General features: G+C 48.6%; 21 protein-coding genes. 18 read left to right on the forward strand and 3 right to left on the reverse strand.

Going from position 1 to position 23,976, the window contains the following annotated elements; translation table 11 throughout:
- Positions 1 to 302: 302 nt before the first annotated feature.
- The 3 genes from FC47_RS07600 to FC47_RS07610 form a co-directional block, all read right to left on the reverse strand.
- The gene (locus FC47_RS07600) at positions 303 to 3,716 is read right to left on the reverse strand and encodes an MMPL family transporter (protein ID WP_056968530.1); all 3,414 of its coding nucleotides are present in this window, start codon (positions 3,714 to 3,716) and stop codon (positions 303 to 305) included.
- Between the two features lie 63 nt (positions 3,717 to 3,779).
- Entirely contained in the window at positions 3,780 to 4,340 is a 561-nt protein-coding gene (locus tag FC47_RS07605; protein WP_056968531.1) for a TetR/AcrR family transcriptional regulator, read from the reverse strand.
- 163 nt (positions 4,341 to 4,503) lie between these two features.
- The gene (locus FC47_RS07610; protein WP_033935171.1) at positions 4,504 to 4,836 is read right to left on the reverse strand and encodes a hypothetical protein; all 333 of its coding nucleotides are present in this window, start codon (positions 4,834 to 4,836) and stop codon (positions 4,504 to 4,506) included.
- A 420-nt stretch (positions 4,837 to 5,256) separates the two neighbouring features.
- Here FC47_RS07610 and gmk point away from each other — a divergent pair, with 420 nt between their 5' ends.
- From gmk to rnc, 18 genes are all read left to right on the forward strand, one after another.
- Complete coding sequence (gene gmk / locus FC47_RS07615) at positions 5,257 to 5,877, forward strand: guanylate kinase (RefSeq protein ID WP_056968532.1); 621 nt, start codon at positions 5,257 to 5,259, stop codon at positions 5,875 to 5,877.
- Positions 5,874 to 6,167 (forward strand): DNA-directed RNA polymerase subunit omega, encoded by a 294-nt coding sequence (rpoZ, locus tag FC47_RS07620; RefSeq protein ID WP_006499603.1) that lies wholly within the window; start codon positions 5,874 to 5,876, stop codon positions 6,165 to 6,167. Before gmk ends, rpoZ begins: the two co-directional genes overlap by 4 nt.
- Before the next feature lie 74 nt (positions 6,168 to 6,241).
- A complete protein-coding gene (gene coaBC / locus FC47_RS07625) occupies positions 6,242 to 7,444 on the forward strand; it encodes a bifunctional phosphopantothenoylcysteine decarboxylase/phosphopantothenate--cysteine ligase CoaBC (protein WP_056968533.1) in 1,203 nt (400 codons plus the stop codon).
- Entirely contained in the window at positions 7,445 to 9,868 is a 2,424-nt protein-coding gene (priA, locus tag FC47_RS07630) for a primosomal protein N' (protein WP_056968534.1), read from the forward strand.
- A 20-nt stretch (positions 9,869 to 9,888) separates the two neighbouring features.
- Complete coding sequence (gene fmt / locus FC47_RS07635; protein WP_039945516.1) at positions 9,889 to 10,845, forward strand: methionyl-tRNA formyltransferase; 957 nt, start codon at positions 9,889 to 9,891, stop codon at positions 10,843 to 10,845.
- On the forward strand, positions 10,835 to 12,181 hold the full coding sequence (gene rsmB, locus FC47_RS07640) for a 16S rRNA (cytosine(967)-C(5))-methyltransferase RsmB (protein ID WP_056968535.1): 1,347 nt from the start codon (positions 10,835 to 10,837) through the stop codon (positions 12,179 to 12,181). The genes fmt and rsmB overlap by 11 nt, the downstream gene beginning before the upstream one ends.
- Positions 12,182 to 12,197: 16 nt before the next feature.
- Positions 12,198 to 12,941, forward strand: a complete 744-nt coding sequence (locus tag FC47_RS07645) for a Stp1/IreP family PP2C-type Ser/Thr phosphatase (protein ID WP_006499608.1) — start codon at positions 12,198 to 12,200, stop codon at positions 12,939 to 12,941.
- Between the two features lie 5 nt (positions 12,942 to 12,946).
- Positions 12,947 to 14,884 carry a Stk1 family PASTA domain-containing Ser/Thr kinase gene (pknB, locus tag FC47_RS07650; RefSeq protein ID WP_056968536.1) on the forward strand — a complete coding sequence of 646 codons (1,938 nt, stop codon included), beginning with the start codon at positions 12,947 to 12,949 and terminating at the stop codon, positions 14,882 to 14,884.
- A gap of 13 nt (positions 14,885 to 14,897) precedes the next feature.
- Complete coding sequence (gene rsgA, locus FC47_RS07655; protein ID WP_056968537.1) at positions 14,898 to 15,767, forward strand: ribosome small subunit-dependent GTPase A; 870 nt, start codon at positions 14,898 to 14,900, stop codon at positions 15,765 to 15,767.
- A 22-nt stretch (positions 15,768 to 15,789) separates the two neighbouring features.
- Positions 15,790 to 16,443: a ribulose-phosphate 3-epimerase gene (gene rpe / locus FC47_RS07660; protein ID WP_034540451.1), complete on the forward strand. Its 654-nt coding sequence runs from the start codon at positions 15,790 to 15,792 to the stop codon at positions 16,441 to 16,443.
- Between the two features lie 61 nt (positions 16,444 to 16,504).
- On the forward strand, positions 16,505 to 17,188 hold the full coding sequence (locus FC47_RS07665; protein WP_056968538.1) for a thiamine diphosphokinase: 684 nt from the start codon (positions 16,505 to 16,507) through the stop codon (positions 17,186 to 17,188).
- 116 nt (positions 17,189 to 17,304) lie between these two features.
- On the forward strand, positions 17,305 to 17,490 hold the full coding sequence (gene rpmB, locus FC47_RS07670) for a 50S ribosomal protein L28 (RefSeq protein ID WP_006499613.1): 186 nt from the start codon (positions 17,305 to 17,307) through the stop codon (positions 17,488 to 17,490).
- Between the two features lie 154 nt (positions 17,491 to 17,644).
- The gene (locus FC47_RS07675) at positions 17,645 to 18,010 is read left to right on the forward strand and encodes an Asp23/Gls24 family envelope stress response protein (RefSeq protein ID WP_006499614.1); all 366 of its coding nucleotides are present in this window, start codon (positions 17,645 to 17,647) and stop codon (positions 18,008 to 18,010) included.
- Between the two features lie 24 nt (positions 18,011 to 18,034).
- The gene (locus FC47_RS07680) at positions 18,035 to 19,732 is read left to right on the forward strand and encodes a DAK2 domain-containing protein (RefSeq protein ID WP_056968539.1); all 1,698 of its coding nucleotides are present in this window, start codon (positions 18,035 to 18,037) and stop codon (positions 19,730 to 19,732) included.
- Between the two features lie 87 nt (positions 19,733 to 19,819).
- The gene (recG, locus tag FC47_RS07685) at positions 19,820 to 21,850 is read left to right on the forward strand and encodes an ATP-dependent DNA helicase RecG (protein WP_056968540.1); all 2,031 of its coding nucleotides are present in this window, start codon (positions 19,820 to 19,822) and stop codon (positions 21,848 to 21,850) included.
- Positions 21,851 to 21,864: 14 nt separating this feature from the next.
- Positions 21,865 to 22,893 (forward strand): phosphate acyltransferase PlsX, encoded by a 1,029-nt coding sequence (gene plsX / locus FC47_RS07690; protein ID WP_056968552.1) that lies wholly within the window; start codon positions 21,865 to 21,867, stop codon positions 22,891 to 22,893.
- Positions 22,894 to 22,942: 49 nt separating this feature from the next.
- Positions 22,943 to 23,194: an acyl carrier protein gene (acpP, locus tag FC47_RS07695; protein ID WP_006499618.1), complete on the forward strand. Its 252-nt coding sequence runs from the start codon at positions 22,943 to 22,945 to the stop codon at positions 23,192 to 23,194.
- Positions 23,195 to 23,248: 54 nt separating this feature from the next.
- Entirely contained in the window at positions 23,249 to 23,974 is a 726-nt protein-coding gene (gene rnc / locus FC47_RS07700; protein WP_056968553.1) for a ribonuclease III, read from the forward strand.
- The last annotated feature ends 2 nt before the right edge of the window (positions 23,975 to 23,976 follow it).

Consider the following 23,976-nt stretch of genomic DNA (forward strand, 5'->3'; position numbering starts at 1 on the left):
ACACAAAATATTTTACACTCCCCTTTAAATTTTATTAGCTGATAAATACATATAATTTGGCTTTCTAATGTTGCTAAAAAAGACTGCTTTTTCTTCACAAAGTCTGCAATCTTGAGGCCGTTGAATCAATTACCAGTTGGCTGCTGAAGAAATGCAATGAACAAACGATTCTGAAGTCGGCACCAATCAATATCAGGGTTGTGTCAACTGCCAACGATTAAGAAAAGGTGGCGGAATGCATAGTATTTGAAGATATAAGAAAAGAGCCCGCCAGTCAGCGAGCTCTTTTGATTTAGACTTGATTAATCTTTGCGCTTGTTTTGATTATCCTTGACGTGATTACGGATTGGATAGCTCAAGTAGATCGTGCTGGTCATGACGATTGGCAAGATGATTACCAAGATGATCAGACCAACGATTACCGTCATAGCAACTTCAATCAGCGTTGGAATGCCAGATGGAATCAAAGCTGCAAACGTACCACTCAAGATGATAGCGGCACTGATAACGACGGTCCCGATGATTGCACAGGCATAGTAGATTCGCTCGCCTGGCAGGTACTTGTTCTCGTCGATTTCACGATAACGCGTCATCAAGAAGATACTGTAGTCAACCCCTAAGGCAATCAGCATAATGAAGCTAAAGAATGGTGTATTCCAAGCCAGCATGCTGCGGTGCATGAAGATGCCGACCAGCCAGTGGTTGATTGACAGTGAGGAAATGTAGGCCAACAACAGCGAACCCAGAATGTAGACTGGCTGCAGCAGCGAATGCGTGATCAGCATCAGCGCAATGCCAATCCCGATCAGCATGATGGCAGCGGTCCGGACAAAGTCGCCGCTGGCCGTGTTCTTAATGTCGTTGATCCGTGAAGACTGACCGCCCATGGCAACCGTGGCATTGCTAAGGGCAGTGCCTTTCAATGACTTACGAGCCATGTTGGAGATGTTTTCGGCATCTTTTGTGGCTTTTTCATCACTAGGGTTGGTGTCAAAGACAATCGTAATCTTGGTGATCTTACGGTTGGATGACATGTAGTTGTCGATTGCTGGCTTAAAGGTCTTGCTGTGCAGAACCGACTTAGGAATGTAGAAGGTTTCAGCAGCGGCCGACTTCTGCAGACCGGTCAGATAGCTTTGACCCTCGCCAAGTCCAGAGTTCAGCTGGTTTAGGCCGTTGGTGATCTGTGGTGAGCTTTGCGCCAGCTTGTTGATGCCGGTGTTAAGCTGCAGACTGCCGGCACTAAGCTGTCCCATCCCGGCACTTAACTGTTGACTGCCAGAGTAGGCAGAGTTGATGCCGTTGCTTAACTGTGGCGATGCGGCTGCCAGCTTGTTGATGCCAGTGTTAAGCTGACCCAGAGCATTGGTGCCTTGACCAAGTGCGCTTTGAATCTGGTTGAGGCCGCTGGTTAACTGCTGCAGGGCTGAAACGGCACCAGGCAGAGCAACATTGGAGGCTTGAGCCAATTGAGAAACCTGAGCCTTCAGCGTTGCGACCTGCGTATTAAGGTTCTGCAGACTGGAAGCCGAACCGGCAACGTTTTGCAAGGAACCGGCCAGTGATTTGTCGGCATTGCCAGCTGTCTGCAGGTTTTGGGCCACGCTTTGCAACTGACTGGCCAGCGCGCTGGTTTGACTGTTGGTCTGAGAAGCAATCTGGCTTTGAATGCCGCTAAGAATCTGCTGCATAGCTCCTTCCATCACGGCCTTTTGCTGGTCGTTCAGGTTGGCTTGACTTTCAGCAGCCTTAAACTGAGTCATGACAGAATCAAGACTGGCTGAGCTGGAAGAACCGGCAGATCCTTGAATGCTCTTTAAGGTATTGCCTGCCTGTTCCAGCTGACTGCCAATGATTTGAGCCTGACTGGCAACGTTTTGCAGGTTGGATTGAATGCCAGTCGTATTAATTGAGGTACCAGCACTCTGCAAGGCACTGTTCAGCTGTTGGATCCCGTTATTGATCTGTGGCAGACCGCTTTCCAGCTGTTGAAGCTGTGAGGCATTGGCGCCGGTCAATTGAGAACTGAGCTGCTGACTCATCTGGTTCATGCCGTTGACCAGCTGCTGACTGCCGGCACTAAGCTGGTTTAAGCCGCTGGTCATTTGATTGCCGCCAGAACTGAGCTGTGCCAGACCAGAAGTCAGTTGGTTGGCACCAGTAGCCGCGGAATTGATCCCGCTGTTCAGCTGGTTGGTACCAGTTGCGGCGGAGTTAAGGCCATTTGTCATCTGCTGACTGCCGGCGCTTAGTTTGCCAAGCCCGTTGCGAGCCGTTGAAACGCCGTTGTTAACCGTCTTCATCTGACTGTTGACGTAAAGCTTCTTGATCTTGGAACCAGATGGCTGAGTAACGGAAGCCACGGTCTTAACGCCTTTGGTATGCTTGATCTGTTCCGTCAACTGGTCGATCAGCTTTAAGTCTTTTTCGTTGTCCAGCGTGTGGTTGGACTTGATATAAAGCGTGGCGGGCTCAGCCGTTCCTTTGGAGAAGTGCTTCTGAACGATCAGGAACCCTTGCTTGGATGGCGTTGAGTCAGCAATTTCTGCCGTGTCGTCATAATTCAGCTTGTTTTGATAAGTAAAGTAGAATGGCGACAGAACAGCCAGAACCAAGACCAGCGCAATGATTGGATGAGCCAGGGAATGCTTGGAAAGAAAACGCCAGAACGGACTTTCCGATTCACCGTTGAAGGTCTTAACCGGCCAGAACATGGTCTTACCCATCGTGGTCATAAAGAACATGTTCAGCGTCAGCAAGACAATCAGCAAAACGGCAACCCCAACGGCAACCCCAGCTGCGGATTTGTAAACTGAGAAACGGGCCAGACCCAGTGCTGAGAAACCGATCAAGATAGAAGAACCTGACATCAGGATCGTCTTGCCGGCATTCCACTGGGCGTTTTTGGCCGCCTCGAACTTATCCATGCCGTTTCCTAGATTAGCCTTGAAACGGTCATAAAGCAGAATGTTGTAGTCGGTACCGATCCCAAACAAAACGATCACCATAAAGACTTGGGTAAAGTTACTGAATGGGAAATTAAAGTTCTTAACCAGGTTGGTAACGATTGAAAAGGCGGTAATGAACGAAACCCCAACCGTCAGCAGCGAGATCAATGGAACGATCGGTGACCGGAAGACCAGTACCAAGACAATGAAGATAAAGATAACCGAGATGACCTCAGTCTTCTTGATTCCTTCTTGGATGGCTCCCGAAAAGTCGTCCTGCAAGATGTCGGCGCCAGTAATATAGGTTCTGATGCCATCCGTCTTAACGGCTTTAGTAAGCTGCTTGTTGATATTGGAAACTGATTTCTTTTTAGAAACGTTTAACTGAACTAATTCGGTAGTCTTGTCTTTTGAGATCAGGTTCTTCTTGGTAGCCGAGTTTTCATATGGGGTCAACATACTCTTGATGCCCAGTTCGGATTTGTGACGCTTCAGATAGCGAATCGTCTGGTTAACGTTTTTTTGATCCGATTTGGACATTGCACCGTCTTGATTGTTAAAAACGGCGACAACCTGATAGGTATTGTTTTGATGATGTCCCCAATGATTGCCAATCGTGCTGGCAACCTCACTTTGAACGTTGGCAGGCAGTGAGATTGTCGAGTGCTCACGCGTTAATTGATTGACGTTAGGCAGCATGAAGATCGAGATCACAACAATGAGAATCCACGCGATCAAGGATCCAACGTGGTTTTTAATAAATCGCATCTCAAAATTTCTCCTTACCTATTTATATAAAAAATAATGCACCAAAATTGCGGCTTGCATGTCCTAGGCTTTTTCAACGGGGTCAATCAGTCGAAAAAGCATTTGATGGTAGTTAACGGTCGCAACATTTTCATCTTCATCTTGGTAGAGTGGTGTCGTTTCAAGAAAAATATAGCCTAAAACCGCACCTATCAAGACGTGTGAAGAAATCAGCCGGTTGCCATCTACATCAACGACTTGATCGACCAGCTTGATCATTCGCTTGATTTCTTGATACATTGCCGAGTCGGTTGAAAAACGCTGGGCATGGTACAGGATCGCTGATAAAGAAGCATGGGCCAGTAAAAAATCACGAACGATATCCGCGAATTTTAAATAGGCCTTGGAACCGGAAAGACCGATAATGCCATCAACGACCTGCTGATACATTTGCTGCATCAGTCGAGCACCAGTCAGCGATACCATTTCTTCACGGTTGGCGACATAGTTGTAAAGCGATTGTGAGCGAATGTCGAGTGCTTTAGCCAGATTGGGCATGGTTAAAGCTCCAAGCCCTTGTTCATCGGCTAATTTTTCAGCAGTAGCAAGTACCTTTTCCCGATCAAGGGTTCGTCGCTTAGTCATGAAATCCCTCCTTTACTTTTTTAACCAGAATAATATAACATTACTAAATGTAGATAACAATCTACACTCTGTAGTTTATTTGAGCGAGACGTTCTATTATGAGATATATGTCGTAAATTATTCCATGACGGCATAAAAAAAGACCTGCAACATTTGGCAAGTCTTAGGATAAAGGATGGGCAATGTAGCGTAATTGATCGAAATCAAAGAAGTAGGAAAGATTTTTTGATTGAACCAAATAGCGATCCTGACCAAGCGATTTTAAATAGCCGCGTACTTCAACCGGCTGGCCCGCAGCAGTTTTAGGCATTAACTGCAGATAGACCAGCAGCTGATCAGACAATGCTTTTTGGATAAACATTTTCCTTTGAAAAGCGGGCTGGGGATTCAATAAATCTGGAATAGGAGCGAACTCAATCGGTTCAAACAAATGGTGCAGACTTTGGGAGATAATTTTGGTACTACGATTAATAATTGACTGCCGCTGATTTTGCATGATTATTCCTCCGAACACTCGTTTGTGACTATAGTATACGAACAAGCGTTCAAAAATGCAAGCAATAATTTTAATACAGTTTTTTATTTGCTGAGATGAACGGGCCGAATGCCGGTAAATAAGGAATTGGCCACCTTAGTTGATGTTGAGATGACCATTGCTGAAACGAGATGATCGACAGCCATATTAATAAAAAGAATCGCCGTAAGCATGGTCAGAAAAGATCGCTTCATCATCAGGTGATATTTTTGCAAGGGCAGCGGATGTTTTTGAGCTGTGATCCAAGTAAGAGTAAAATCAGAATCCAGCTGCTGATTAGGCGGATCTTGAAATTTCCATTGAATTATGACCGAATTTATTGCAGAATATGGTATTATTAAACATTAAAAGAGCTATGAGAAAAGAAGGTATGGAAGCAATATGAGCAAGCGAGGAATGCTGATTGTTTTGTCTGGTCCATCAGGCGTAGGTAAAGGAACGGTTAGAAAAGCGCTATTTAGTCAGCCTGGCAATGATTTTCAATACTCGGTCTCAATGACGACGCGGCAGCCCCGGCCCGGCGAAATCAACGGCAAGGACTATTTCTTTGTTTCAAAAGAAGAGTTTGAGCAGCACATTCGCGAAGGGCAGATGCTGGAATATGCCAAGTATGTTGACAACTATTACGGCACTCCTTTAAAATATATAAATGATACGCTAGACGAAGGTAAAGATGTCTTCTTGGAAATTGAAGTCAATGGTGCCATGCAGGTTCGCTCAAAATGTCCTGATGGCGTCTTCATCTTTCTTACGCCGCCGGATCTGATGGAGCTGCGCCAACGCTTGATCCATCGTGGTACCGACAGCATGGAAGTCATCAACAAACGAATCCACAAAGCTTTCGGCGAGATTCAAATGATGCAGAACTACGACTATGCCGTGGTTAATGATCAAGTTGACAATGCAGTCACTAAGATCAAAGACATTATTCGTTCCGAACGCTTGCGGGTACCTCGCGTAATGCCGGATTACCTTGAAATGTTAGGAGATTCAGAAAAATGATTCTTTTTCCATCAGTCGATGAATTGCTCAAGCGCGTTGATTCTCGCTACTCTCTGATTATGCTGGCAAGCAAGCGGGCTCACGAAATCGATAAGTACCGTGCTGACAAATGGCGTGCCGAAAACGCTGATCAGTCAAAGGACAATTACGCAGCCGAAGCATTGGCACAAGATCATCCATTGCTGCTGGATCATTACTACTCAACCAAGTCAGTCGGGATGGCGCTGGAAGAAATCGAAGCCGGCAAGGTAACGATTGATACTGATCATACGGAAGACTTGCAAGACTAGTTGCAGCTGCCAAAGAGCGACACCAGACAAAAGTTTTGGTGCTGCTCTTTTTATTTTTCATCAAGGAGGCAAACATGACGAAGATTGCGGTACATATGACAGGTGGGATTGCTGTCTATAAGGCAGTTGAAGTTGTTCGCGGCTTGCAGAAGCAGGGGCATGAGGTTCGCGTGGCGATGACTCAAAATGCAGCCCGCTTTGTCGGTCCGGCAACTCTGGCGGCGCTAACCAAGCATCCCGTTTTAATCGATCAGTGGGCGGCGACTTTAAACGGTCAGGTGCCGCATATTGAACTGGCAGACTGGAGCGAGCTGGCCTTAGTGGTTCCGGCAACGGCCAATCTGTTGGCAAAAATGGCAGCAGGTCTGGCTGATGACGCGGTTTCAGCCACGCTTTTGGCAACCAGCGCGCCAAAGATCGTGGTCCCAGCCATGAACGTTCACATGTGGAACAATCCAGCTACGCAAAGAAACATTGCCCAGCTCAGACAGGATAACGTCATGGTAATGGATCCGGCAACAGGTATGCTTGCAGAAGGGTATACCGGTAAGGGACGCATGCCGGAGCCAGCTGCGGTCGTCAAACAGGTGCAGGATTACTTAACCAATGGCCCGCTGAAAGGTAAAACGCTGGTAGTGACTGCTGGTGGTACCAGAGAGGCGCTTGATCCGGTTCGCTATCTAGGCAATCGTTCCTCTGGTAAAATGGGAATTGCAATTGCAAAAGCAGCGGCCAATGCAGGTGCACGGGTCGAATTGATTGTCGGCAGCGTTTCGGTTGCACTGCCGCATTCTGATCGCATTACGGTGACCCAAGCCCTTTCAACGAGCGCGATGGCGGCTGCCGTATCCGACAAGTTTCAAACAGCTGATGCCTTGATCATGGCAGCGGCGGTTGCAGATTTTCGGCCAGCAGTTTTGGCAGATCAAAAAATCAAAAAGCATGGCGATGGCACCTTGACTCTGCATTTGGTACCAACTGAAGATATTTTGGCAAAGATGGGCGCACAAAAACGCTCAGATCAAGTAGTAATCGGATTTGCGGCTGAAACCAATGATCTTTTGCATAATGCCGATGCCAAGCTGCAAAAGAAAAATGCCGATGCAATCGTGGCTAATGACGTTTCTGAGCCAGGAATCGGGTTTGGAACGGATGACAATGCCGTTACGATTCTGCGGCCAAACCAGGCACCGTTGAGATGGTCGCGCCAGTCTAAGATGATGATTGCCAAAAAAATCGTTGCTTTGACGGCCAACCTGCTGAAAGTGGGTGATTAAATGGCTGAACTGGCCCAGGTAATCGTTGACGTACCGACGATGCAGACTGACCAGCCATATACCTACGCGATTCCCAAACGCCTGGAAAGCCAGATTCAAGTTGGTATGCGCGTAATCGTACCATTTGGGCGGGGCAAGCGCGAGGTGCAGGGCTTTGTCGTTGGCATTGATCAGCCGACGGAATATGATGGCACGCTCAAATCAATTATTGGGTTGATGGATCTGGTACCGGTCGTCAATACCGAACTGCTGCAACTGAGCCGATGGATGGCCGATCAAACCTATGCATTCTGGATTTCGTGTTTGTATACGATGCTGCCCAATGCCTTAAAAGCCAAGAGTCATCGAGTGGTGCGCATAGTTGATGAGGTTGATGAGCAGACGGCCCTGGATCTTTTTCAAGGAGCTGATGAGCTGGATTTTGAACGCTATCAAAATGATCCGCAAATCGTCAGCCAGCTGCTCAAACTTAAGCGGCAGGGTAAGGTCTCGTTTGAGTATCAAGTTGAGGACCGGGCCCGTGTCAAAAAAGAAATTGCTATTCAGCCATTGATGTCGTTTGAACAATATGAAGATGAGCGAGTCGGCGTTCGGGCCAACGCGCATGCTCAACAGCGACTGCTTTCCTATCTGCAGCAGATTGACGGCCAAAAAGTCAAGCTTAAGCAGGCCGAACAGCAGTCGGGGTTGAAAGCTGGAACGTTTAACGTTGGCGAAAAGCGCGGCTGGCTCAAAAAAATCGCAGTGGAGACCTATCGAACGCCGACTGGTATGATACCTGATGATCAGCATCTGGATTTACCATTGAAATTGAATCCGGATCAGCAGGCGGCCGTTGCCAAAATCGATCAGGCCATCGATCAAGCCCAAAATCAAACCTTTTTGCTGCAGGGGGTTACCGGATCAGGCAAAACTGAAGTCTACCTGCAGGCAATGGCTGAAGCTTTAAGGCAGGGGAAAACGGCTTTGATGCTGGTACCAGAAATCTCTTTGACGCCGCAGATGGTCAATCGGGTCCGACGGCGATTTGGTCAGCGCGTGGCCGTTTTGCACAGCAGTCTTTCAGATGGCGAGCGCTATGATGAATGGCGCCGAATCGAGCGGGGCGAGGCTCAGGTAGTAGTCGGCGCGCGATCGGCGGTGTTTGCTCCACTTGAAAATCTGGGGCTGATCATTATGGATGAAGAACACGAAACCAGCTATAAGCAAGACGAAACGCCGCGCTATCATGCTCGTGACGTTGCCGCCTGGCGTGCTGAGTATCATCATGCACCGCTGGTATTGGGATCGGCCACCCCTAGTCTGGAAAGCCGGGCGCGGGCACTGGCTGGCGTCTATCAGCTTTTGAGAATGCCAATGCGGGTCAATCAGCGGCCGTTGCCACCAGTAGAAGTCGTTGACATGCGGCCGGAAATGCAGCGCAATGGCGAGACCAACTTTTCAGACCGGCTGTTGAATCTGTTGAACGAGCGGCTGCAAAAAGGCGAACAGAGTATTTTGATGCTGAATCGACGCGGTTTTTCTTCATTTATTATGTGCCGAGACTGCGGCTTCGTTTTGAAGTGTCCCAACTGTGATATCTCGCTGACGCTGCATATGGACTCGAGAACGATGAAATGTCATTATTGCGGCCATGAGGAGCCGATTCCTTCAATCTGTCCGCAGTGCCAAGGTCGTCACATTCGCTACTATGGTACGGGAACCGAAAAAGTTGCGGCCGAGCTGCAGCAGCTGATGCCTAGCGCGCGTGTGATTCGCATGGATGTTGATACAACACGGCGCAAAGGGATGCATGCCAAGCTGCTGAAAGAATTTGGCGAGCATCAAGCCGATATTTTGCTGGGCACGCAGATGATTGCCAAAGGACTGGACTTTCCCAACGTGACTCTGGTGGGGGTCTTGAATGCCGATACGGGATTGGACTTGCCAGACTTTCGGGCTAGTGAGCGGACGTTTGATCTACTCAGTCAGGTCAGCGGTCGTGCCGGTCGTGCCGATAAGCCGGGAAACGTCGTGATTCAGACCTTTAATCCAGATAACTACGCGATTCGCTATGCGCAGCTGCATGATTATGAAGACTTCTTCAAGGCCGAAATGAACATTCGCTACCAGGCTGGCTATCCGCCTTATTACTACACCGTTCGCATCATGGCCAGTAATGAAGACGAACGTGCGGCTGCCAAGGCCATCTATGAAATCAGAAACCAGCTCAGTGTCAATCTAAGCAAAGAGACGGTCGTTTTAGGGCCTACGCCGCGGCCGATTGCTCGAATGAAAAACCGATACTATTATCAAATAATCGTTAAGTATAAGCATGATCCCAAGCTGCACGCGCTTTTAAAGGACATCATGCGTCAAACGCAGGCCAAGAGTCGTCAAGACACCTTGGTCAGCATTGATCCGGAACCACAGTATTTTATGTAATCAAGAAAGGATTTGTTGTTATGTCAGTATCAGTCGTATTTATGGGAACGCCTCAGTTTGCCGTGCCGATTCTGCAGGCTTTGATTGATGATGAGGCCTATGACGTAAAAGCGGTCGTTACGCAGCCGGATCGCCGGGTTGGCCGTAAGCATGAACTGCGCGCGACACCAGTTAAGGAATTGGCCGTTAAGTATGGAATCGAGGTTCTGCAGCCCGAAAAGCTGAGCGGCAGTCCGGAAATGCAGCGTGTGATCGACTTGGCGCCTGATTTTGAGATTACCGCGGCGTTTGGTCAGTTTTTGCCCGTCAAGATGCTTGAAGCGGCTAAGATCGCGGCCATCAACGTCCACGGCTCGCTGCTGCCTAAATACCGTGGCGGCGCGCCGATTCAATACTCAATCATCAATGGCGATCAAGAAACCGGCGTCACGATCATGTACATGGTCAAAGCAATGGATGCCGGCGATATTATTGCGCAAAAGGCAATTCCGATTACCAAACAGGATGACAGTGGCACAATGTTTGAAAAATTGAGTCTGCTGGGCCGCGATCTTTTGATGGAGACGCTGCCCAAAATGATTGCCGGCGACGTACAGCCAGTCAAGCAGGATCCGGAAAAAGTCGTCTTCTCACCGAATATTACCAGTGAGCAGGAACGCATTGACTATCGCCTGCCAGCTGACCGGATTGATGACAAAGTGCGCGGCTTACGGCCATTCCCAATTGGCAACATGATTATTGACGGTCTGCAGACTAAGATCTACGACGTCACGCCATTGGACGAAAAAACGGATCTGGCACCTGGACAGGTCGTACGCGTTGAAAAGCATGCCTTGATTCTGGCGGCTGGCGATCATACGACTTATCGGATCAATCGGCTCAAGCCTAAGGGCAAACGCGAAATGGACATCACTTCCTATCTGAATGGTCATCAAAATCTAAAGCAAGGAGTTCAGGCAATCACCGATGAAGAATAAGCAAATTAATACCGCACGCGGCGCTGCTTTAAAAACGCTTGATCAGGTGCTGCAGAATGGCGCCTATTCCAATCTGCAGCTGAATCAGAATCTTAAGAGCAGCCAGCTGAGCGAAGTCGACAAACGCTTGGCTACCAATCTGGTCTATGGCGTCTTACAGCACAAGCTAACCCTGGAATACTGGCTGGCGCCTTTTATTAAGGGCAAAAAGATCGAAAGCTGGGTCAAGACGCTGCTTTTAATGTCGATCTATCAATATCGCTACCTGGATCGCGTGCCTGACTGGGCGGTAACCAATGAGTCGATCGAACTGGCTAAGCAGCCTGGCAATCCAGGAACCCGTCGTTTTGTGACCGGCGTTTTGCATGCCGTTTTGCGTCAAGGGCTGGGGGATGTTAACGCCATCGAGGATCCAATCAAGCGACGTTCAGTGGAGTTCAGTCTGCCGCAATGGCTGGTTGATGAATTGATCAAACAATATGGTCAGCCGACTGCCGATGCAATTTTTAAGGCCGTCAACGAACCAGCTCGCGTGTCACTGCGGATAAATGAGGCCAAGACGACTATTCCCCAGGCAATTGCCATTTTAAAAGAACAGGGCGTTGAAGTTGTGCCTAGTCAGGTTGCCAAGGCCGGTCTGGTGGTTAAAAGCGGCGATGTCGTCAATACAGACTCGTTTATGCAAGGATTGGTCACGATTCAAGACGAAAGCGCCATGCTGGCAGTAGAAAGCATGACGATTAACCCAGCAGATCAGGTTTTAGATGCCTGTGCCGCGCCGGGAGGGAAAACCGTCCAGATTGCGGCTGCTTTGGATGAAAAACAGGGTGGCAGCGTTACGGCCTTAGACATTCATGCCCACAAGATCAAATTAATTGAAAAAAATGCTCAGCGGCTTGGCGTGGCTGAGCGCGTCCATGCCTGTCAACTGGATGCACGCAAGGTAGATGAAAAGTTTGAGGATGGCCAGTTTGACAAAATCTTAGTTGACGCGCCTTGCAGCGGAATTGGCCTTTTGCGCCGCAAGCCCGAGATTCGCTATGATAAAAAACTTAGTGACAGTCAAAACCTGCATGAAATTCAGCTGGCAATTTTAAATGCAGTTGCCCCAAAACTAAAAAAAGGCGGTATAATGACATATAGTACGTGCACGATTTTGCAGCAGGAAAATGATGGTACCGTGCAGGCCTTTTTAGCCGCGCATCCTGAATTCAGACTGCTAAAGACGCAAACGGCGCGTGCCTTGAAAAACGCGCGAACGGGGGCAACCTTGACGATTTTGCCAAGCGATTATGGTTCTGATGGATTCTTTATCAGCAACCTCCAACGTTTGTAGAAGGGAACATAGACCCATGGAAACAGCCTATCAATCAGATATTGGACAACAACGATCTGAAAATCAAGATCGCGTCGATAGTTTTGCCACGGATGCCGGAATGCAGCTTGATTTGGTTGCAGATGGCATTGGTGGCAATCGTGGCGGGGATGTTGCCGCTCAAACAACCGTTCAGACTCTCGGTCAGCGCTTCTTAAAGTCTGCGCCCAATGATGAGGCAGCTGCTAAACAGTGGCTTGCTGATCAGGTACAGCAGATCAATGATCAAATCATTGACGAATCACGCAAGAATGAAAATTATCAGGGAATGGGGACCACTTTGGTAGCCGCCATTTTCTTTAATGATCGGCAAAAAATCGTAATTGCCAATATCGGCGACAGTCGTGGCTATATCATGCATCAAAACGTCTTGACACAGGTCACGATTGATCATTCCTTGGTAAATGAGTTAGTCAAGAACGGCGATCTAACCGAACAGGAAGCCGCCGTGTCACCACAGAACAATATTATAACCCGGGCAATTGGAATCTCGCATGATGCGCAGATTGATGTCAACGTTTTTCCATTTGAACCGGGAGATCAATTGCTAATGTGCTCGGATGGCCTGTCCAAAACTGTTGATAAGCAGGAATTGACCCAAGTGCTGCAAAGCGATGCACCGCTGAAGGACAAGTGCAGCGTTTTGGTTGAAAAAGCCAATGCAGCTGGTGGCCCGGACAATATCACCGTTCTGATCAGCCAAAATGATCAGGAGAGATAAAATCAATGAAACCCGGATATGAGCTTAATCACCGGTATAAAATAATCGAATCGCTGGGTGAGGGCGGCATGGCCAATGTCTACCTGGCTCACGATCTGGTACTGGATCGCGATGTTTCGGTCAAGCTGCTGCGCTTGGACCTGCGCGATGATCCGAGTACCAAACGTCGCTTTGAACGAGAAGCCATGGCGGCCACTCAGCTTAACGATCCTCATATCGTTGGCATTTATGATGTTGGCGAAGAGCATGGCATTCAATACATGGTAATGGAATACGTTAAGGGTACCGACCTGAAAACCTATATTCATGATCACTATCCAATTCCCTTGCCGCAAGTCATCGACATTATGGAACAGGTTTTGTCAGCAGTGCAGACGGCCCATGCTAACGGCATTATTCACCGCGACTTAAAGCCACAGAATATTTTGATCGATGAGAATAAAAATATTAAGATTACGGATTTTGGGATCGCCATGGCGGCTTCGCAAAATTCGATGACGCAAACCAATAGTCTGTTGGGATCGGTTCACTACCTTTCTCCCGAACAGGCGCGCGGCAGCATTGCAACGCCGCAGTCTGATATCTACTCTTTAGGAATCATCCTATTTGAACTGCTGACTGGTCAAGTGCCTTTTGAAGGTGAGACAGCGGTTTCGATTGCCTTAAAACACTTTCGCGATGAGATTCCGTCAGTGCGCAGATTCAATCCGCAGATTCCGCAGCCGTTGGAAAACGTGGTCTATCGTGCCACTGCCAAACACCCTTGTGACCGATATCACGATGTTGCGGCGATGGCGGCTGATCTGCAGACCTCGCTGGATCCATCAAGGGCTGATGAACCAAAATTCGTAGTTGGTCAACGTTCCAGCAACGAAGAAACCAAAGTATTGGATCTGGATGCAATTAAAGAGGCCGCCAATCTTGATGAGACCAGCGATGAAAAGGTTGACGACGACACCAAACAACTGACGGCAACGCGACAAAGTCGTATGAAACGCTCCATTCAGCGCCACCCAATTCGCAAATGGGCGGTTATTTTAGTGCTGCTGGTCGTGGCCATTGGAATCGGTACCGGTCTTTACATGCATCGCTCGGTCAGCGTTCCTGACGTTGAGGGACTGACGACGGCACAGGCGGAAAAGAAACTGCAGGCAAATCATCTGCGCTTAGGCAACGTTATCGAAAAAAGCAGTCAGACCGTGGCTAAAAATCATGTCGTCAAAGTCGCTGACAACCAGCGCCACGCCCATGCCGGCCAGTCGATCGATCTGGTTGTCAGCCGCGGCGTTAAGACCTGGAAGATGGCTGATTACGTTGGCGACAGCTATTCTGACACGGCTGATGAGCTGCGCGATAAAGGCTTTGTCGTTAAGCAGACTAAGAAATATTCTGATACCGTTGCAACGGGGAAGGTCATTAAACAAAGCGTCAATGCCGGCACGATGATCAATCCCAGCCAGCAGACGGTCACACTGACGGTTAGCGCCGGCAAGAAACAGGTCACTATTCCAAGCTTTAAAGGCAAGGATGTCAGTGAAGTGCAGGATTTTGCCAATAAGCACCAGCTGCAATTGACGACGACGCAGAAAAATTCAACAACCGTTGCTACCAACCATGTGATCCAGCAAACGCCTAAAGCAGGCAGCAAGCTGACGCATGGTGATACCTTGACCGTTCAGATTGCCAGCAATTCCAACGAGTTAAGGACGACCAATATTCAAATCAACATTCCGTTTGATGGTAATGGCGGCAAGAAGGAAAACCGAGTACAGGTATATATTCGCGATGCCTATCATAACCTGACGATGGAATATGAGGATATTACCATCAATCAAGAAACGACGATTAACGTACCATTTACGCTGCGTAATGGTCAGACTGGCGCCTACCGAGTAATTCGCAATGGTCAGACTATTATGAGCGCGACGAATATTACAGGATAAGTTGAGGTGTAAAGTGCAACAAGGAATCATCCAGCAATCGCTCAGTGGCTTTTTTGACGTGCTTTGTGACGGTGCAGTTTATCGCACGCGTGGCCGGGGCAACTTCCGTAAGCGCGGCATTAAGCCAATCGTTGGCGATCAAGTAGAATTTGCAGACGGCTATCTGCTTAAGGTGCTGCCCCGTAAGAATCAACTGCGGCGGCCACCAGTAGCCAATGTCGATCAGGCAGTCGTCGTTACGGCCGCTAAACAGCCCAAGTTTTCCAGCAATTTATTGGATCGTCAGCTGATTGCTCTGGAAAAACAAGCTATTGAACCAATCATTTATTTTTCTAAGACGGATCTGCTAAATGATGAAGAATGGCAGGATCTGCAGCCGATCTTAGCTGGCTATCGGGCAATCGGCTACGCAGTAATTGCGCAGCGGCCGCCGTTTGGCCAAACAACACTGGATCAGCTTCAACAGCTGCTTAGTCATCATATCGTTACGATGATGGGGCAGACCGGGGCAGGCAAGTCAACGCTGCTGAATCATCTGGCGCCTGAATTAAATCTGGCAACTGGTGAGGTCTCACAGGCTTTAAAACGCGGGCGGCATACCACGCGTAAAGTCAGCCTGATGACGATTGGCGAGGCCTTGATTGCTGATACGCCTGGTTTTTCGTCATATGAAGATTTTGATATGGACGTGACGGAGCTTTCAAAATTATTTCCAGAAATGCGTCAATTAGCCCCAGAATGCAAATTTCGCGGCTGTCTGCATCTAAAAGAACCTGGCTGTGCCGTGAAGAACGCCGTCGAGCATGGTACAATAATGAAGAGCCGGTATGACAATTATGTTCAGTTTAATGAACTGATTGTCAGCCAAAAACCAAACTATTGAATTGAAACGAGGGAAAAAGATTATGATTAAAGTAGCTCCATCGATTTTGAGCGCAGACTACATGAATCTTGAAAAGGACATCAAGCTGGTTGACCAAGCTGGTGCCGAAGAACTGCATATTGACGTGATGGATGGCACGTTTGTTCCAAGCATTTCCTATGGCCCAGGCTTTGTAAAGGCAATTCGTCAAATCACTGACATGTACCTGGACGTTCACATGATGGTTCAAAACCCAGAACACCTGATTCCAGCAATGGCAGAAGCCGGTGCTGACAACATTGGCGTTCACGTTGAAGCAACGCCGCACATTCACCGTGCCCTGCAGCTGATCAAGAACGCAGGCAAGGATGCTGAAGTCGTAATTAACCCAGGGACGCCGGTTGAGATGATCAAGCCGGTTCTGCACATGGTTGACCAAGTATTGGTAATGACCGTTAACCCTGGCTTTGGCGGTCAAAAGTTCCTGCCAGAAACGGTTGCCAAGATTGCTGAATTGGATGCAATCAAGAAAGCTAACGGCTATGACTTTGACATTGAAATCGATGGTGGGATCAACAATGAAACGGTTGTTGACTGCTACAAGGCTGGCGCCACGGTTGCGGTTGCCGGTTCATACGTCTACAATGCCGAAGACCCACTGGCTCGCATTCAAGCACTGCGCGACGCTACTAAGTAATCAGGTTAATTAGGTTAAAAACGTGACGAAGCGATTCGTCGCGTTTTTTGAGAGGCTGCTTATGAATGAAAAAATCAACATTATGGTTGGCGGGCCGGAAGCGCTGATTCCTTATGATCAAGTCGCTGATCATCGCTCTGAGACTTGGCTGGGCGTTGATTTAGGAGCAACCAGACTGCTTGAGCATGGTATTGTTCCCGAATATGCTGCTGGCGACTTTGATTCCAGCACGCCTGAGCAATTAGCACGAGTCAAAGCGGCGGTCCCAAAAGTAGATATCTATCCACCGGAAAAAGACTATACCGATACTCAGATCGGTATTTTACTGGCAATGAAATATTACCAGCCAGCTTCAATCACGATCTGGGGAACAACGGGAGGCCGCCTGGATCAGCTGCTGGCCAACCTGTACACGCCATTGATGGAGCCATATCGTAAGTACCTGGCAAAGATTCATCTGGTTGATCGTCAGAATACGGTTGATTTTTATGAACCGGGCAGCTATGAGATTTATAAAGTGCCTGAGATGCCGTATCTGGCTTTTGTCAATCTGACGCCGGTAACTGGTTTGACACTGCCTGATGAAAAGTATAATTTGGATCATTTTGACAGCTCGCTGCCCATTTCTTGGTCCAGCAATGAGTTTGTCGGGACGATCAATCATTTTTCTTTTGACACTGGAATCGTGGCCGTTATTCAAAGCCGTGATGTCCATTCACAGGGGTCTTTCAAGGGTGTCAAGTGAAAATACTTGAAAGAAAACTATTGCATTGAAAGCCCCCCTATGGTAAATTATTTAGGTGAGTTACAGCGCGCATCTCAGCGCGGAGAAAATAACTGATGAGGAGAGGAGGGTTCCACATGGCTAAGGATTTCATGACCGGTAAGCGGACGCGCTTCGGCAACAAGCGTTCACACGCCCTTAACTCAAGTCGTCGTACCTGGAAGCCAAACCTGCAAAAGGTTACCATTTTGGTAAATGGCAAGCCAAAGAAGGTTTACGTTTCAGCACGTACCCTGAAGTCGGGTAAAGTGACTCGGGTTTAGTCCAAAGAAATAGGCTGTCCGCCTTGCGGGCGGCTTATTTTTTTGCTGATTGGTTTAAGCAATGCAGGCTAATTTGCTTTTTGACATTGCTGTGCTATGGTAAGATGATAGAGATATCAACTTGATGACAAACGATTAAGGGAGGCCATTGAAGATGGCAGTTAAGATTAAAACAAAGTCTGGCACGATCGATATTGCTAATGATGTGATCTCAACGGTCGTAGGCGGCGCCGCTACCGACAACTATGGCGTAGTAGGAATGGCCAGTCGCAATCCATTAAAGGATGGCGTCAACCAGATTCTGCGGCATGACAGCTACAGCAAGGGCGTTGTTGTTCGTCAGCAAGACAATGGCGTTTCCGTTGACGTTAATATCATTGTTGGCTATGGCACGAAGATTTCAGAAGTGTCTAAGAGCGTCCAAGAAAAGGTCAAGTACAACCTCGAATCCATGCTGGGCGTCACGGCCAATGCGGTCAATGTATACGTTCAAGGCGTTCGCGTTTTGGGCGATGATTAAGACGTGCCACGGGAGGAATTGATTTTGACAGTTACCAAGATTACTAATCTCGAATTCGGCAAGATGGTTCAGGCGGCAGCCGCCAAACTGAATGCTCAAGCCGAATTCATTAATTCGTTAAATGTATTCCCGGTTCCAGATGGCGACACGGGAACCAACATGAGTATGTCAATGGCCAGCGGTGCCAAGTATGAGCGTGAAGCTACCAGCACCAACGTTGGCGACTTGGCGCAGGCACTGGCTAAAGGTCTTTTAATGGGTGCTCGGGGCAATTCCGGCGTTATCCTGTCGCAGATTTTCCGTGGCTTTGCCAAAGGCTGTGCTGATAAGCAGGAATTATCAGCCAAAGATTTTGTTGACGCCTATGCCAATGGTGCTCAAACGGCCTACAAGGCAGTTATGAAGCCAACGGAAGGGACGATTCTGACAGTTGTTCGCGAATCGGCTCAAGCTGGTTTAAATGAGGTCAAGGCTGGGAATGACGATCTGGTTGACATTATGGAAAAAATCTATGATGCCAGTGAAGTAGCCTTGAAAAAGACGCCGGATCTGCTGCCAGTGCTCAAGGAAGTCGGGGTAGTTGATTCTGGTGGTCAAGGGCTGGTGTTTGTTTTGCAGGCCTTTTATGAATCATTAAGCGGCAAGGTTGCGGAAAACGACCTGGTTAAGCCGGATAATGCTCAAATCGATGAAATGATCAATGCCAAGCATCATCAAAGTGCACAGGGCAAGCTGGATCCGAATGATATTAAGTACGGCTACTGTACACAGATGATGGTTCGGATTGGCCGTGGCAAGCAGGTAACGCAAAAGTTTGACTACGACACCTTCTATAACTATCTGGCCAAGCTGGGCGACAGCCTGTTGGTCATTAATGACGATGAGGTTGTCAAGGTTCACGTTCATACTGAATTCCCAGGCAAGGTGCTTTCCTGGGGTCAGCAGTTTGGTGATCTGCAGACGGTCAAGGTTGACAATATGCGTTGGCAGCAAGAAGAGATCATGGAAAAGGACGAAGGCGAGCCGACACCGCTTGAAAAGGCCAAGGAAGCCGAAAAGCCAGCGCTGGACACAGCAGTGATTGCCGTAGCCTCTGGCGATGGGATTGCCAAGTTGCTGGAAAGTCTTGGCGTAACCCATGTGATCAACGGCGGTCAGACCATGAATCCAAGCATTCAAGAAATTGCCGAGGCCATCAACGAAAGCGGTGCTAAGCAGGCCTTGGTATTGCCTGACAATGGCAACATCTTTATGGCTGCCGATCAAGCTGCCGAAGTTGCCGATATTCCAACTAAGGTCGTTCATGCCAAGACGATTGCGCAGGGCATGAGTGCCATGCTGGAATTCAATCCAGAAGCTGACCTGGCAGAAAACCAGGCCAACATGGAAGGCAACCTGGATATGGTTAAGAGCGGCGAGGTTACCAACGCGGTTCGCGATACGACGATTGATGGTCAAACGATCAAGAAAGATGACTTCATGGGAATCGTGGATGGCAAGATCGTCAATACGGCGGCCGATGTCAAAACGGCAGCAATCGAAATGGTTAAGCAGATGCTGGATGAAGACAGCGAGATCGTTACGATTCTTTATGGGGTCGATGGCGATAAAGAAACTGCTAAAGCCATCAAGGAAGCCATTTTGGCCGTTGATGACGAATTAGACGTTCAGATCTATGATGGTGGTCAGCCAGTCTATCCATATCTGATTTCGGTTGAATAATTATCAGCGCTGAATTGGCGTAATCAAGTCGTGTCGTCAGCAGGCGATGCGGCTTTTTTATTACCAGCAATAAAAGGGGGCGTTTGTTTGAAAAGTCTGCAGGATCCAGTTGGCTGCCTAAAAGGGGTTGGCCCGAAAACGGTTGAGGCACTGGCGACTTTAGACATTAAAACGGTTGAGGATCTATTGACGTACTTTCCTTCACGCTATGATGACTTTGCCCCGACTGATCTGAGCACTGCCAAGGATCGTCAAAAAGTAACGGTGCATGGTACGGTGAGCTCGGAGCCGGTTTTGACGCGGTACGGCTATCGACGCAATCGTTTGAGTTTTCGGCTGTTGGTTGATCGCAACGTTGTCTTAACGACTTTTTTCAATCAGCCATATTTAAAAAACAGTATTATCCTAAATACCCATGTTACCGTGCAGGGAAAATGGGATGCCGCGCGTCAGCAGATTCTGGGAAGCAAATTGTTTACGCAGAACCAAGAGCGTGAATTAGGCGCGATCTACCCAGCCAACAAGCATGTTTCACAAAAAACACTGCGTAAGTTGATCAAACAGGCCTATGATCAATATAAAGACGTCATTGCAACACTGCTGCCGATTTCGCTGCGCCAACGCTATCAGCTGATGGAGCGCCGTGAAATGATCAGACAGATGCACTGGCCAACCACGCCTTTTGTTGCCAAGCAGGCACAAAAAACAGCTGCCTACGAAGAATTCTTCTTGTTTCAGCTGAGACTGCAGGCAATTCGGCGGGCGCACCGGCAAGACGATGGCAATCAGATTCTGTATAACAATCAGGAACTCAAGGAATTTATCAAAACGATTCCCTTTGAGCTGACTGACGCGCAGAAACGCTCGGTCAATGAGATCTGTCGCGACCTGCGCGCGCCTTACCAGATGAACCGTCTCTTACAAGGGGACGTGGGATCAGGCAAAACAATCGTCGCTGCGCTGGCAATTGCGGCCACGGTCAATGCTGGCTACCAGGCTGCTTTGATGGCGCCGACCGAGATTTTGGCGGCCCAGCATGCTGCCAAACTGGCTGATATTTTTGAAGGCACGCATGTCAGCGTCGGTCTTTTAACCGGGTCAATGACTGCTAAGCAGCATAAGCAGCTGCTTAATGAGATTAAAGCGGGAACCATTAATCTGGTTGTTGGTACGCATGCTTTGATTCAAGACAAGGTTGATTATGCTAATCTAGGGCTGGCGATTATTGATGAGCAGCACCGGTTTGGGGTTCGTCAACGGCAGCTGCTGCGCGAAAAAGGCGAGAATCCAGATGTCTTGGCGATGACGGCCACGCCGATTCCGCGGACGCTGGCAATTACAACCTATGGCGAGATGGACGTTTCGATCATTGACCAGTTGCCAGCTGGCCGCAAGCCGATTGAAACGCGTTGGCTGCGAGAAAATCAGAGCGGAGCCGCGCTGTCGTTTTTAAAAGAACAGCTGGCAGACGGCGCGCAGGTTTATGTAGTCAGTCCCCTGATTGAACAGTCAGAATCAATCGATGTAAAAAACGCAACCGACCTCTATGAAAAGTTTGCCGAATATTTCGCGCCCGATTACCGGGTTGGACTGCTGCATGGTCGGATGAGCAGTGATGAAAAAGCGGCGGTTATGCAGCAGTTTAAGGACAATCAGCTGCAGGTACTGGTGGCAACGACCGTAATTGAAGTCGGTGTCGACAATCCAAATGCCACGGTCATGCTGATCTATGACGCGGATCGCTTTGGGCTGGCCCAGCTGCATCAATTGCGCGGTCGTGTCGGGCGTGGACAGCGCCAGAGCTATTGTCTGCTGATTGCCGATCCAAAAACTGAGGATGGTCAGGCCCGGATGCAGACCATGACTGAAACGACAGACGGATTTGCCGTTGCGCAGCGCGACTTGGAGCTTAGAGGTTCAGGAGACGTCTTAGGAACCAACCAGTCAGGCCTGCCGCAGTTTAAAGTCGGCGATCCGATTGGTGACTTGAAGATGCTGCAGACGGCGCGGGCTGACGCAGGCGCGCTCTTGGCTGCACCGCATTGGGATGAAAAAGATGAGAATCAGCCGCTGGTACTGTATTTAAAACGTCATCAGCTGGAAACGCACTTTGATTAAGGAGAGAAAAAATGATTAAAATTGCTGTAGATGCCATGGGCGGCGACCACGCACCCCAGGCAATCGTTGCTGGAGTTGAAGCAGCCCGTGATCAGTATGCCGATTTGGAATTTGATCTGTACGGAGATCCGCAAAAAGTTGAACCGCTGATTAAGGATCAGACGCGGCTGCACTTGGTAAAAACCACCGAAGAAATCGAAATGGGCGAAGAACCAGTCAAGGCCATTCGCCGCAAGAAGGATTCCTCGATCGTGCGGGCCGCGCAAGCCGTTAAGGAAGGGCAGGCCGATGCCTTCTTTTCGGCTGGCAATACCGGCGCGATTCTGGCAGCGGGCCTGCTGATCGTTGGCCGCATTAAGGGAATCGATCGGCCGGGTCTGACCAGCGTTCTGCCGATTGCGGAGCCAGGCAGCTCACGGCACAGTTTTGTCTACCTGGATTGTGGTGCCAATGCTGAGGCCAAGGAGCGCAATCTGGTTCAGTATGCTCATTTGGGCCGTTTCTATGCCGAAAGCGTGCTGGGAATCGAAAATCCACGGGTGGCGCTGCTCAACAACGGTGCTGAAGAAGACAAAGGCGACCGGCTGCATAAAGAAGTTCACCAGCTGCTTAAGGCCGAAGACAATCTGAATTTTATCGGTAACGTGGAAGCCGGCGACTTGCTGGTTGGCAAGGCTGATGTCGTAGTCAGCGACGGTTGGACGGCCAACGCGGCACTGAAGGCAACTGAAGGCACTGCCAAGATGTTTTTGAAGCTGATCAAAAACGGGATCTTAAATGGCGGTCTGCGGGCCAAGATCGGCTACCTGTTCTTAAAGCCCGTCTTTAAAAACATTGCCAAACAGATGAGCACTTCGACCTATGGCGGGGCCGTATTGCTTGGTTTGAAGGCACCAGTCGTTAAGACGCATGGCTCTGCTGATGCCGTTGCAGTCAAGAATACGATTGGCCAGATTCGCACCATGATCCAGACCGGCATTATAAAAGAAGCCGTTGACTACTTCAGTCCCGAGGAAAACATGGACAATCAGCCGAAAAACTAATACAATAGGAAAAGTTAGTTCAAAATAAAATTGTGAGGTAGAACAGACGATGGATAAAAAGGAAATCTTTGACAAGGTCTCATCAATCGTAGCCGATCACTTTGACATTGACCGGGCTAAGATTACGGAAGACCTGAACTTAAAGACCGACCTGGATGCCGATTCCATCGACTTTGTAGAATTCGTTCTGGAAGTCGAAGATACTTTTGGTGCTGAAATCGAAGACAGCGAAGCCGAAAAGCTCAGTACGATCGGTGAAGTGGTTGATTACATCGCTGCCCATCAACAGGACAAAAAATAAGCAAAATCACCGGGACCGCGATGAAGCATTACTTTGTCGGCGGTCTTTTTTTCAATGGAAATTACACGAAAGGAAGTTTTTCTCATTAAAGAACTAGAAGACTATCTTGCCAAAGAGTTTGGCATTCATTTCAATAATCCGGATCTTTTAGCAGAGGCCTTTACGCAGGCATCATACGTCAATGAACATCCGCATCAGGGATTGAAATACTATGAGCGGATCGAGTTTTTGGGTGATGCAGTTTTGCAGCTGTTTGTTTCGGAATATATCTACAAGCGTTTTCCCGAGCTGCCGCAGGGTAAATTGACACGGCTGCGGGCAGCGATGGTGTGCGAGGACAGTTTTTCCAAGTTTGCCAAGGAATGTCACTTTGATCAATATATTCGTCTGGGGCATGGTGAGGAAATGGCTGGCGCTCGGCAGCGGCCCAGTCTGCTGTGTGACATTTTCGAAGCCTTTATTGGCGCTTTGTACCTGGATCAGGGTCGCGATGCTGTGGAAAAGTTCATTCACCGCGTCATCTTCCCGAAACTGGATATGGGCTGGTTTGACCATGCCGTAGATGCCAAGACCAGTCTGCAGGAATTCTTGCAGCGCAACGGGGATGTCGATATTGAATACCATCTCCTCAGTGAAGCCGGTACTGAAAACGATCCGCAGTTTAAAGTCAGCGTCAGCGTAAATGGCGAACCGATTGCCCAGGGGATCGGCAGTTCCAAGAAGCACGCTGAAATGCAGGCGGCACAGGCAGCTTTGAATCAGCTGCGCAAAAATAACTAAAA

Source organism: Limosilactobacillus mucosae DSM 13345, assembly GCF_001436025.1.
Classification (GTDB): Bacteria; Bacillota; Bacilli; order Lactobacillales; family Lactobacillaceae; genus Limosilactobacillus; species Limosilactobacillus mucosae.